We start from the raw sequence: 11,691 nt of genomic DNA, 5'->3' as shown, positions 1-11,691 counted from the left end.
CGTCGCATATTGGTCTCGGGGGGTCGGTTTTGTTTATATGAGACAGGTCCGGCGTGGATGCCGTGAAGGCCTCCTTACCGGCGCTCAGCGCCGGTAAGGAGGCCTTCACGGACTTTGTCGGTCCCTGCTGCCAGGATGGCTGGTAGGGGGTCTCAGAGCGGACTGAATCTTCCGTTCATTCCTTCGGCGCGGCGCGGCGAGTGCCCCGAACGACGCGTTGAGGACGATGAGCGTCGCGAACGCGTCGTTCGCGACACCGGAGGCCCGGCCAGCAGAGCGTCAGGCGCGGTGCGCCAAGCCGCGACACACGCACGGGACGCGGAGACGCCCCATGGGCACGAGAACACGACCCGCCGCCCCCATGTCCCGAACGCGCCGTTGAGGACGTTCAACGTCCCCATCGCGTCGTTCGGGACACAGCAGGCCCCACAGCCCAAAACCCTCAGGAGCGGTCGAAGTCCCGCGCCGCCAGTGCGCGGACGATACCCGCGCGGCCCTCCGAGACGAGCCGCCGCAGCGCCGCCGGATGGTCGCCGGCGAGCCAGGCGTCCGACGCCTCGACCGTGGCGGGTTCCACCGCCCACGACGGGTACAGGCCGATGATCGTCGGCTGCGCACGCTCGCTCGAACGCCGCTGCCACACCTCGTCGACGACGTCGAAGTACTTCGCCACATACGAACCGAGCAGCGCCTTCTGGCCTGGGTGCGAGAAGCCCGAGATGAGCGAGTCGCTGACCGCGTTCGGCAGTTCGTCGTCGTGGATCGCGCGCTGCCAGGCGTCCGCCTTGGCCTCCGCGTTCGGCCGCAGCGCGCGCGAGCGCTCGGCCTGCCGCCGTCCCGCCGCGGTGTCGTCCCGCGCCTGCTCGGCGTCGATCTCGGCCTTGTCCGCCTTGCCGTGCGCCACCAGTGCCTGCAGCAGCCGCCAGCGCAGGTCGGTGTCGACGGTGAGGCCGTCCAGCGGCGCCGAGCCGTCGAGCCAGCCCGCGATGACCGTCAGGGTCTCCTCGTCCAGCACCGAACCGGCGAGCGAGTTGACGAACGCCAGCTGGTGGTCCGAGCCCGGCTCCGCCGCGCGCACCAGTTCCAGCAGCCGGGTGGTGAACGCGGGCCAGCCCTTCTGGACCGCCCATTCCTGCTCGGCGTAGGAGTTCAGCGCGGTCTGCGCCTGCAGCAGCAGCCGCTGCACGACCCCGACCTCGGACTCGGTGTGGATGCCCCGCGCCACCAGGGTGACGAAGTCGCGGGCCTTGAGCTCGGCCTCGCGGGTCATCTCCCATGCCGCCGACCAGCACAGCGTGCGGGGGAGCGGGTCGGTGATGTCGGCGATCCGGTCGATCAGCGTGGTCAGCGACGCCGGGTCGAGCCGCATCCGGCAGTAGGTGAGGTCGTCGTCGTTGACCAGCACCAGCTTGCCCGCGGGCACCCCGACCAGCGCCGGCACGTCGGTGCGCTCACCGTCGACGTCGAGCTCGACCCGGTGCGAGCGCACCAGACGGCCGGAACCGTCCTCGTCGTACACACCGACCGCGACGCGGTGCGTGCGCAGCTCGCCGGCGCCCGGCTTCGCCCCGGTCTGCACGACCGCGAACGAGCTGAACGTGCCGTCCGCGCCGACCTCGTAGCGCGGGCTCAGCGAGTTCAGCCCGGTGGTCTCCAGCCACTGCGCGCTCCACCACGACAGGTCGCGCCCGGACGCCTCCTCCAGCGCGCCCAGCAGATCCGCCAGTGTCGCGTTGCCCCAGGCGTGCTTGCCGAAGTAGACCTTCAGCCCCTCCAGGAAGTGTTCCTGGCCGACGTAGGCGACGAGCTGCTTGAGCACGCTCGCGCCCTTGGCGTAGGTGATCCCGTCGAAGTTCACCTCGACGGCGTGCAGATCGACGATGTCCGCGGCGATCGGGTGCGTCGAGGGCAGCTGGTCCTGCCGGTAGGCCCACGACTTCTCGATGTTCGCGAAGCTCGTCCACGCGTTGGTGTACTCGGTCGCCTCGGCCTGCGCGAGCACGCTGGCGAAGGTCGCGAACGACTCGTTGAGCCACAGGTCGTCCCACCAGCGCATGGTTACCAGGTCCCCGAACCACATGTGCGCCATCTCGTGCAGCAACGTTTCGGCACGCCGCTCGTAGGCGTAGCGGGTGACGCGGCTGCGGAAGACGTAGTCCTCCAGGAACGTCACCGCGCCCGCGTTCTCCATCGCGCCCGCGTTGAACTCCGGCACGAACAGCTGGTCGTACTTCGAGAACGGGTACGGCGTCGCGAACTTCTCGTGGTAGAAGGCGAAACCCTGCTTGGTCTCGACGAACAGCTTGTCCGCGTCCATGTGCTCGGCCAGCGACGCCCGGCAGTAGATGCCCAGCGGGATGGTGCGGTGCTCGTCGGAGAACTCGTCCCGCCATTCGGCGTACGGCCCGGCGATCAGCGCGACCAGGTACGTCGAGATCCGCTCGGACACCTTGAACACCGTCCGCACGGCGCCTTCCGGGGTGTCCCCTGCCGATTCGACGAGCGCGTTCGAGATGACCTTCCAGTCCTTCGGCGCGGTCACCGTCAGCCGGTAGACCGACTTGAGGTCGGGCTGGTCGAAGCAGGCGAACATCCGCTTCGCGTCGGCGGTTTCGAACTGCGTGTACAGGTAGACGCCGTCGTCGACCGGGTCGACGAACCGGTGCAGTCCCTCGCCGGTGTTCATGTACCGGCAGTCGGCGGTGACCACGAGTTCGTTGCTCTCGGCGAGGCCGGGCAGCGCGATGCCGTCGTCCTCGACGTACGCGCTGACGTCCAGCTCGGTGCCGTTGAGCGTGGCGGACCGGACTCCTTCGGCGACCACGTCCACCCAGGACCGCTCCCCGGCCCGGGCGCTCGAGAACCGGATGGTGGTCTTCGAGACGAAGGTCTTCTCCCCGGGACCGCCGCGGCCGTCGGTGAGGTCCAGTTCGATGTCATAGGACTCGACGTCGAGCAGGTCGGCACGCTGCTTGGCTTGGTCTCGGGTCAGATTCGGGGCGGGCACGGGCACCTCTGGTCAGTGGTATCGGTTTCGGTTTCCATCTACGAGCATCCAATCATGGGTGGCCACCCGCTGACGATGGGGAACAACCGGGCACCGGGTCGTGTTGGATGGCGGTGTGCGGCCGTCACCCGGCCGCCCCCGTGTCCTGAGGACCCCGCGTACCTGGAGAGATGACGACGATGACCGTTGAGTCGAAGCCAACCAAGGTCGACTTCTACTTCGACCCGATCTGCCCGTTCGCCTGGATCACCTCGCGCTGGATCCTCGAAGTGGAGAAGCACCGCGACATCGACCTGAACTTCCGCGTGATGAGCCTTTCGGTGCTCAACGAGAACCGCGAAGACCTGCCCGAGCGGTACAAGGCGCTGCTGTCCGAGGGCTGGGCGCCGGTCCGGGTCGCCATCGCGCTCGGGCAGCAGAAGGGCCAGCAGGCCGTCCGCGACTACTACACCGAGTTCGGCACGCGGTACCACAACCAGGGCAACGAGGACCGCCGCCAGGTCATCAAGGAAGCCCTGGAAGCCGTCGGCGCGCCCGAACTGATCGAGGCGGGGGACTCGGCCGAGTACGACGAGGCCCTGCGCAAGAGCCACCACGAGGGCATGGACCCGGTCGGCACGGAGGTCGGCACGCCGACCATCCACATCGACGGCGTGGCGTTCTTCGGCCCGGTGCTGAGCTCCATCCCGCGGGGTGAGGACGCGCTGAAGATGTTCGACGGCGCGGTCGCGCTCGCGAGCTACCCGGACTTCTTCGAGCTCAAGCGCACCCGTACGGGCGAGCTGAACTTCGACTGAGCGACCGGCTCATGGTGTGCCCAATGCGGCACGCGTGACGTCGGCGGGGTAGGGGGACATCGCGACGGCCTCCTCCTCGGTCGTTTCACCCGCCGCGACAGCGGTTTTGAGGGTGACGAGCCGGTGGAGGCCGTCGCGGTGCCGTGCGACGAACCCGGCGCCGACGGGATCGCCGTGTCCCGGTACGACGGTTTCCGGTCGCAGCGCGAGGATCTTGTCGAGCGCGGCGGCCCAGGCGGCGAGGTGCGTGTCGGTGCCGAAGGAATCGGCGGTGAAGCCGGACGGCCCGTGCTCGACGGTGTCCCCGGCGAACGCGATCCCGGCGTCGGGCACGTGGGCGACGAGGTCGTGGTCCGTGTGCGCGAGCCCGGGATACACCAGCGTGACGACGCGGCCGCCCAGGTCGACCTCCGCGCGTTCGGTCACCAGCCGCCCTGGCGGGGTGATGACGGTCCGCTCCAGCGCGTCGGAGATGTGCGGTTTGCCCTCGGCGCGGTAGGTCTCGATCCGCCGCTGCCGCGCTCGTTCGCCGTGTGCGGCGAGTTCGGCCACGCAGCCTTCCTGCGCCCAGACGTCGCACGGCAGGAACGGCGTCGTGCCGAAGCAGTGGTCGAAATGCGCGTGGGTGTAGACAACCGACCACGGCAGCGGGGTGATCTCCCGGATTGCCGCGGCGAATTCGGCGCCCTGGTCGACATCGCCCCTGCTGTCGATCACCAGGCAGCCTTCGCCGCCGACGACGAGCCCGGTGGTCAGGTCCAGCTCCTCGTACCGGCGGGCGTAGACGCCTTCCGCGAGTTCGAGCCAGCGTCCTTCGGTCAAGAAAGGATCCTTTCGGTCAGGACGGGAGCCTCCGTGCTCACGTCCGGTTGCGCCGCCAGGACGACGTCGTTCGCGTGCCCGGCGGCGATGAGTTCCTGTCCGGACGCGCACCGGGTGAGCGCGTCCGTGATGTCGGTGGCGCCGAACGCGGCGGCGGCCAGCGCGGCCTCGGGGGAGAGCGACCGGCCGGCGGCGGCGAGTGCGGCGATGATCGCTCCGGCGCCGAGCTGATCCTCGACACACGGCCGCAGGGGCCCGAACTCGACGGCCTCGCTCAGCAAGTCCACGCCCCAGCGTTCCCCGGCCGGGATGACCCCGATCGGGCGACCCTCCGCGAGTTCGAGGGCACGGGCCGCCACCGCGGAAGCATTGCGCAGACAGCCCGCCAGGACCAGGGCATCGGTCGTCGCGGCGGCCTCGCACAGTGTGGCGCCGTTGGGCGAGGGCAGCGCGAGCAGCTTCCCGGCCGGGATCTCCGTCACAGACGACGGCCGCAGCGTCCACTCGCCCTCACCGGCGATGATCGCCCCCGCGCCACGGGCGACGGCGATGCCGCGCTCGCCGCCCCACTTCACCGGCAGCACCCGGCTGCCGCGTGCCAGCACGAGATCCGTGGTGGTGCAGAAGGAAAGCACGTCCACGACGACCAGGACGGCACACACCCCGCCGAGCGCGCCGACGCCCTCGCCGCCCCATTCGAGCCGGACGTCGTAGCCCGGCTGCCCCCAAGTCGCTGCCACCCCCACAGCATGCCCGTGCTCCGGCGGGATGGCAGACTCCCTTGCCGTGCGTGTTTACCTGGGATCCGACCATGCCGGTTTCGAACTGAAGAACCACCTGGTGAGCCACCTGCGCGAGCAGGGCCACGAGGTCACGGACATCGGCCCGGCGGTCTACGACGCCGCCGACGACTACCCTGCGTTCTGCGTCGAGACGGCGCTGCGCGTGGTTGCCGACGAGGGCAGCCTCGGCATCGTGATCGGCGGCTCCGGCAACGGCGAGCAGATCGCCGCGAACAAGGTGCCCGGCGCGCGGGCGGGCCTGGCCTGGAGCGTCGAGACCGCGAAGCTCTGCCGCGAGCACAACCACGCGCAGCTGATCGGCGTCGGCGCCCGGATGCACACCGCCGAACAGGCCACCGAGATCGTCGAAGCCTTCCTCGCGACTCCGGTGTCGCCGGAGGAGCGGCACGCGCGCCGGGTCCAGCAGCTGCTCGACTACGAGCGCACCGGCACCCCGCCCGCCCTGCCGGGGGCCTGATGCCCGAAGGGCACACCCTGCACCGGCTCGCCCGCCTGCACAAACGCCGCTACGCGGGCGCGCCGGTGTCGGTCAGCAGCCCGCAGGGCCGGTTCGCCGCCGAGGCGTCCCGTTTGGACGGTCAGGTGCTGAAGTCCGCCGAGGCGTACGGGAAGCACCTGTTCCACCATTACGGTCCACACGGGACGGTGCATGTCCACCTCGGGCTGTACGGCACCTTCGGCGAGGCGAAACTGCCGGCGACCACGCCGGTCGGCCAGGTCAGGATGCGGCTGGCGGGCCGGACCCACTGGACGGACCTGCGCGGCCCGACGCGCTGCGAGTTGCTGGACGAGGCGCAGGTCGACGCGATCAAGGCGCGCCTGGGCCCCGACCCGTTGCGCGCGGACGCCGACCCGGACCGGGCCTGGGCCCGGATCTCCCGCTCCCGCACGTCGATCGCGGCGCTGCTGATGGACCAGTCGGTGCTCGCCGGGGTCGGCAACGTCTACCGTGCCGAGGTGCTGTTCCGCCACGGCGTCCCGCCGCTGCTGCCAGGCCGCGACCTCGACAAGGCGCTGTGGGACGACATGTGGGCGGATCTGGTCGCGCTCATGCGGGACGGCGTCCGCGTCGGCCGCATCGACACCGTCGCGCCCGAGCACCTGCCCGAGGCCACCGGCCGCGCGCCGCGTCAGGACCGGCACGGCGGCGAGGTCTACGTCTACCGCCGCGCGGGCGAGGAGTGCCTGGTGTGCGGGACGTCGGTGGCGCACGCCGATCTCGTCGGCCGCAATCTCTACTGGTGCCCGGCCTGCCAGCCCGCCTGAGCCGTCAGCCCGCGACGGGCCGCGTCCGGTAGTGATACCGCGTGGCCGTGGTGAAGCCCGCGCGGTCGTACAGCTTGAGTGCCGGTTCGTTGTCCGCGAGCACCTGGAGCCACACCGAATCCACGCCGTGGCCCGACGCTTCGGCCAGCAGCCCGCGGAGGACGGCCGCGGCCTGGCCCTGGCGTCTGGCGTCCGGGTGGACGGCGAGCCCGTACAGGCCTCCCCAGGCGCCGACGAGCGCGAGCCTGCCGATCGCGGTGATGCCGGACGATCCCTCTACCGAGGCGTAGAGCGCGGGTGTGGCCTCCATGATTTCGCGGGCCACCGCGAGGGTTTCGGCGCCGCCCCTGCCGTCCGTCAGTGACCACAGATCCAGCCAGGCCGCGTCCGGTCTCTTGTCGATCCGGACGGCGACGTCGCTCGACGGGAGCCGCTCCAGCACGGTCGCGACGTCGGCGGTCTGCAGAAGCGTCGGGCGGAGCCGCGTGTAGCCGCGGGCGGCGAGCAGCTCGTCGAGATCGGCGGGCTGTGCTGCCGGGCCGATCAGGAACGTCGAGGCGAGTCCCGTGCCGTGGTAGAGGTCTTCCACCTCCCGCAGCGCCTTGCCGACGTCGGCGGGCGGCGTGAGGGGCAGCACCGAGTTCGCGCGGCTGGTGACGCCCGCCGAACGGCGGACGAGCCAGCCGTCGACCTCGGTGCAGGTGAGCGCCCGCCAGCCCTGAAGCATCAGATCGTCGAGTTCCGCAACGGTGACCATGGAACCACGCTAAGCCAGCTGAATGAAGAACCGCAACTATGTATATATATTCATTATGCGTGCACGAGGACTTCCGGTGCCGGACACGACGAAGGGGATTTTCCGCTTAGTGGTGCGGAAAATCCCCTTCGGGTCAGGATCTCGGATCAGAAGTCGAAGCCTCCGCCTCCGCCGTCGAAACCACCACCACCGCCGCCGTCGAAGCCGCCCCAGTCGCCGCCTCCGCCGAAGTCGCCTCCGCCGTCAAAGCTGCCACCGTCGAACCCGCCGCCGTCGAAACCACCGGAGCCCAGCGCGTCCATCTGGCCCGCGTCGTACCCGGACTCCCAGGCCGACGCGCTGGCGATGCCGCCCATACCGCTGAACATCGCGCCGAACAGCAGGGCCGAGCCCAGGCCCCACGCGCCGCCGATCAGGGCGGGCTTCCACCACGGCTCGCTGTACCAGCCCTCGGGTACCGGGCGCCCGGCGACGCGGCCGCCGGGGTAGTAGTACGGCGTGTTCTGGCCCGCCTGGGGCGAGGCCTCGTAGTGCTGGCCCTCGACGTCGACCGAACGGTGCTCGGTGACCTTGCCCGCGCGCTCGCGCTCGGCCTCTTCCGGCAGCTTCGGGCCGGGGTCCATGCCCATGGCGGTGCGCGCGGCCCGCACGTAGTAGAGACCCTCGATGGCGGTCTCCTTGACCAGCTTGGCCTGCTCGATCGTCTTCGCCTGCTCCAGCTGGGAGCCCGCCGCGTTGTACCGCTCGCTCGCGTCGGCCATCGCCTGCTGCGACGCGGTGTCGGTGCCGGTGATGTTGAGGACCTGGCCGCCGAGCCGCTCCACCAGGCGGCGGGCGTCCGCCTTCGCGTCCTCGAGTTGCCGCTGTCGCGCCGCGGCCTGCGATCGTGCGAAGTAGAGGCCGCCGCCGACGATCACGACGACGAGCACGATCAGGAAGATCGCGGTCCCCATGGGTCACTCCAAGCTCGGATGCGTGCGGTGGCTCCCAGGGAACCACCTTTGAAACGGACAACGCGGACGGTACGCGGTGGGTTCCCGTCACGTGACGCGGCGCACCACCGGTGTGTCGCGAGGGCTGGCCGGACAAACTAGAACACGTTATAGTTCGGCGATATGAAGTTCACCCTCTCGGTCGCGATGAACCCGCTCGATCAGCTGGCCGGGCTCGCCCGTGCCGCGGAGGAGGCCGGTTTCGCCTCGATTGCCCTGCCCGACTCGCTTTTCTACTCCGAAACGGTGTCCGCCGACTATCCGTACACCCCGGACGGGAGCCGGTTCTGGAACGAGGAGACGCCCTGGGCGGACCCGCTCGTCGCGGCCGCCTCGATGGGGGCGGTGACGAGCAGGATCAGGTTCTACACCTCGGTGCTGAAACTGGGTTCACGCAATCCGGTGCTGCTGGCCCGCCAGGTCAACTCGGTGGCGGCGCTGACCGGCGGCCGGTTCGGGCTCGGGCTCGGCGTCGGATGGTCGCCCGAGGAGTTCGAGTGGTGCGGAGCGCCCTACGCGCGGCGCGGCAAGCGCGTCGACGAAGCGATCGACGTGCTGCGGCTGATCCTCGACGGCGGCATGGTCGAATACCACGGGGAGTTCTTCGACTTCGACAAGCTGCGGATGAGCCCCACGCCGCCGTCGCGGGTGCCGTTCTACATCGGCGGGCACACCGACGTCGCGTTGCGGCGGGCCGCGCGGGCGGGGGACGGCTGGTCCTCGGCGATGATGAAGTTCGACGACCTGCGGGACACGATCGCGCGGCTGCGTGAGCTGCTCGCGGAGCGGGGCCGAGCCGAGGAGCCGTTCGAATACCAAGCTGTGTGCATCGACCGGTTCGGCCTCGACGGCTACCGGGAGCAGGCCTCGATCGGCGTGACCGACGTGATCACGATGCCGTGGGTGTTCGAGGGAGTCGGGTTCGACGCGGACATCGAGCCGAAGCTCGCCGCGATCCGGAAGTTCGGGGAAGACATCATCGCGAAGTTCGGAGACTGAGCAATGGGCGTTTCGGTCAGCTGGGACAGCGAAGCGGAGCAGCCGCCGGCGCGGCAGGCCGCGTGGCGGTCGATGAACGCCGTGTGCGCGGGGGACAAGGCGGGCTGGCTCGCGCTGTTCGCCGCGGACGGGGTGGTCGAGGACCCGGTGGGACCCTCGATGTTCGACGCCGAGGGCAAGGGACACCACGGCCACGAGGGGATCGCCGCGTTCTGGGACGCCACGATCGCCAACGTCGAGCGCTTCGAGTTCGAGATCCGCGACTCCCACGCCGCGGGCGACGAGGTGGCCAACGTCGGCACCATCACGACGTACCTTCCCGGTGGCTACCGCGTCGACACCGACGGCGTCTTCGTCTACCGAGTCGGGGAGGACGGCCTGATCAGGTCGATGCGCGCGTTCTGGGAGACCGAACGCGCGATGGCGACCGCCCGTCAGGTGCCGGAATAACCCCGGCGCGTCATATGTGATGTATCCCAGGGCTTGACTGCTCTTCGGAAGGTCTCTTAACTTTTACGGGACAGACCTCCTGCCCTCCGCCGTCGCACGAGGTGCGTGCTCACGAGCCGAGGAGCAGTCATGCCCTTGTTCCGGCGTCGTGCGATGGCGGCCGCAGCCGTTCTCGCACTCACCGCAACCGGTTTCACCGTCCAGCAGCCCGCCGCCGACGCGCTCGAAAACGGGCTGGCGAGGACGCCGCCCATGGGGTTCAACAACTGGAACTCCACCGGCTGCCGCGCCGAGTTCGGCGAGGCGATGATCAAGGGAATCGCCGATCTCTTCGTGACGAAAGGCCTCAAGGACGTCGGCTACGAGTACGTCAACATCGACGACTGCTGGGCGCTGCCCGCGCGGAACGCCGACGGCGACCTGGTTCCCGACCCGGCGCGTTTCCCGCACGGCATCAAGGCGATCGCCGATTACGTGCACGCGAAAGGCCTGAAGTTCGGCATCTACACCAGCGCGGGCACGAAAACCTGCAACAAGGCGGGCTTCCCCGGCGCGCTCGGCCACGAGCAGCGGGACGCGAACCTCTTCGCGTCATGGGGTGTCGACTATTTGAAGTACGACAACTGCAACAACCAGGGCGTCGACGCGCGGAAGCGCTACAGGACGATGCGGGACGCGCTGGCCAAGACCGGTCGCAAGATCGCTTACTCGATCTGCGAATGGGGCCAGTCCGATCCGAAGGTGTGGACCTGGGGCGAGCCGGTCGGCAACCTGTGGCGGACCACCGGGGACATCTCGGACAAGTGGTCGAGCATGATCGGCAAGGCGCAGGCGAACCGGGTGCTGGCGCGGTACGCGGGTCCCGGCCACTGGAACGACCCGGACATGCTCGAAGTCGGCAACGGCGGCATGACCGCGACCGAATACCGCACGCATTTCAGCCTGTGGGCGATGATGGCGGCGCCGCTGCTCATCGGCAGCGACCTGCGCAAGATGTCCGACGACGGCTTCGCGATCCTGAAGAACGCCGACGTCGTCGCCCTCGACCAGGACCGCCTCGGGAAGCAGGCGACCGTGCTCAGCGCGTCGAACGGCCTGGTCGTCTACAGCAAGGTGCTGGCCAACGGCGACCGCGGCGTCGCGCTGTCCAACGAAACCGGCACGACCGCGACGATCGGCACCACCGCGGCCGCGACCGGCATCGACGGCGCGCCGTCGTACCGGCTGAAAGACTTGTGGAGCAAGGAAACCCGGACCACTTCCGGTGCGATTTCGGCGGCTGTTCCCGCACACGGCACCGTGCTGTACCGCCTCTCGCGTGCGGGCGACGGTCAGCCGGGAGGCTTGAAGTAGCTGCGGGCGTCGAACCCGATGTCGAAGCCGAAGTAGCCCCGGATTTCGGCGCTCTGGCCGGTGCAGTCGCTCTCCGAGTACACCTTGACGACCACGTCGGTGTGATACGAGCGTGACGGCGGAAGCCGGAAACAGCCCGGGTAGTAGATCGTGGTCCGGTATTCCGTCCCGTGGAAGGCTTTTCCGGGATAGAAGCAGGCGTTGAAGATGATGCTGCCGCAGGCGTCCGCCTCGGTGGCTTGGGCGGGCGTCGCGGCAGCCGTCAGGATGGCCGCGGCGGCAACCGCCGGCGGCAGCACTCTTCGCGTCATCTTCGCAGCCTACGAAGCCCTCGGTCCGTCAAAACCGCCATCCGGCAGCACATCGAGCGACGTCCTGACGTCGCGGCGCGGTCCCGTCGCACATCGAGCGCAGAACCGCTTCGCCGAACGCGTTCCCGGCCGTC

Annotated in this window: 11 protein-coding genes and 1 pseudogene; 6 read left to right on the top strand and 6 right to left on the bottom strand. The window is 69.5% G+C overall.

The features are described 5' to 3' along the window. Positions 1 to 442: 442 nt before the first annotated feature. Positions 443 to 3,007: an aminopeptidase N gene (gene pepN / locus ACFWY9_RS25295; RefSeq protein WP_378340080.1), complete on the bottom strand. Its 2,565-nt coding sequence runs from the start codon at positions 3,005 to 3,007 to the stop codon at positions 443 to 445. Between the two features lie 179 nt (positions 3,008 to 3,186). Between pepN and ACFWY9_RS25290 the strand changes: the two genes are divergently transcribed. Then, positions 3,187 to 3,804 (top strand): DsbA family protein, encoded by a 618-nt coding sequence (locus tag ACFWY9_RS25290; RefSeq protein ID WP_378340079.1) that lies wholly within the window; start codon positions 3,187 to 3,189, stop codon positions 3,802 to 3,804. Between the two features lie 9 nt (positions 3,805 to 3,813). Here the strand turns inward: ACFWY9_RS25290 and ACFWY9_RS25285 are convergent, their stop codons facing one another. Further along, positions 3,814 to 4,626 (bottom strand): MBL fold metallo-hydrolase, encoded by an 813-nt coding sequence (locus ACFWY9_RS25285; protein ID WP_378340078.1) that lies wholly within the window; start codon positions 4,624 to 4,626, stop codon positions 3,814 to 3,816. Beyond that, positions 4,623 to 5,366 carry a 2-phosphosulfolactate phosphatase gene (locus ACFWY9_RS25280; protein WP_378340077.1) on the bottom strand — a complete coding sequence of 248 codons (744 nt, stop codon included), beginning with the start codon at positions 5,364 to 5,366 and terminating at the stop codon, positions 4,623 to 4,625. The genes ACFWY9_RS25285 and ACFWY9_RS25280 overlap by 4 nt, the downstream gene beginning before the upstream one ends. 46 nt (positions 5,367 to 5,412) lie before the next feature. On the opposite strand from ACFWY9_RS25280, the gene ACFWY9_RS25275 reads away from it, so the two are divergent. Then, the gene (locus tag ACFWY9_RS25275; RefSeq protein ID WP_378331220.1) at positions 5,413 to 5,886 is read left to right on the top strand and encodes a ribose-5-phosphate isomerase; all 474 of its coding nucleotides are present in this window, start codon (positions 5,413 to 5,415) and stop codon (positions 5,884 to 5,886) included. Next, positions 5,886 to 6,695, top strand: coding sequence for an Fpg/Nei family DNA glycosylase (locus ACFWY9_RS25270; protein ID WP_378340076.1), 810 nt, complete (start codon positions 5,886 to 5,888; stop codon positions 6,693 to 6,695). Before ACFWY9_RS25275 ends, ACFWY9_RS25270 begins: the two co-directional genes overlap by 1 nt. 4 nt (positions 6,696 to 6,699) lie before the next feature. On the opposite strand, the gene ACFWY9_RS25265 is transcribed toward ACFWY9_RS25270, so the two are convergent. After that, on the bottom strand, positions 6,700 to 7,452 hold the full coding sequence (locus tag ACFWY9_RS25265; protein WP_378340075.1) for a GNAT family N-acetyltransferase: 753 nt from the start codon (positions 7,450 to 7,452) through the stop codon (positions 6,700 to 6,702). Between the two features lie 146 nt (positions 7,453 to 7,598). Further along, positions 7,599 to 8,405, bottom strand: a complete 807-nt coding sequence (locus ACFWY9_RS25260) for a hypothetical protein (RefSeq protein WP_378340074.1) — start codon at positions 8,403 to 8,405, stop codon at positions 7,599 to 7,601. Positions 8,406 to 8,567: 162 nt separating this feature from the next. Here ACFWY9_RS25260 and ACFWY9_RS25255 point away from each other — a divergent pair, with 162 nt between their 5' ends. From ACFWY9_RS25255 to ACFWY9_RS25245, 3 genes and pseudogenes are all read left to right on the top strand, one after another. Beyond that, positions 8,568 to 9,443 (top strand): TIGR03619 family F420-dependent LLM class oxidoreductase, encoded by an 876-nt coding sequence (locus ACFWY9_RS25255; RefSeq protein ID WP_378340073.1) that lies wholly within the window; start codon positions 8,568 to 8,570, stop codon positions 9,441 to 9,443. Between the two features lie 3 nt (positions 9,444 to 9,446). Then, entirely contained in the window at positions 9,447 to 9,893 is a 447-nt protein-coding gene (locus tag ACFWY9_RS25250; RefSeq protein WP_378331215.1) for a nuclear transport factor 2 family protein, read from the top strand. Positions 9,894 to 10,046: 153 nt separating this feature from the next. Next, positions 10,047 to 11,219, top strand: a pseudogene (locus tag ACFWY9_RS25245) (glycoside hydrolase family 27 protein); the annotation flags it as partial. Positions 11,220 to 11,224: 5 nt separating this feature from the next. Here the strand turns inward: ACFWY9_RS25245 and ACFWY9_RS25240 are convergent. Beyond that, positions 11,225 to 11,557: a hypothetical protein gene (locus ACFWY9_RS25240; RefSeq protein ID WP_378340072.1), complete on the bottom strand. Its 333-nt coding sequence runs from the start codon at positions 11,555 to 11,557 to the stop codon at positions 11,225 to 11,227. Between the last annotated feature and the right edge of the window lie 134 nt (positions 11,558 to 11,691).

The sequence above is a fragment of the Amycolatopsis sp. NPDC059027 genome (assembly GCF_042739735.1).
Lineage (GTDB): Bacteria > Actinomycetota > Actinomycetes > Mycobacteriales > Pseudonocardiaceae > Amycolatopsis.
This window is presented reverse-complemented; position numbering and strand designations above follow the sequence as displayed.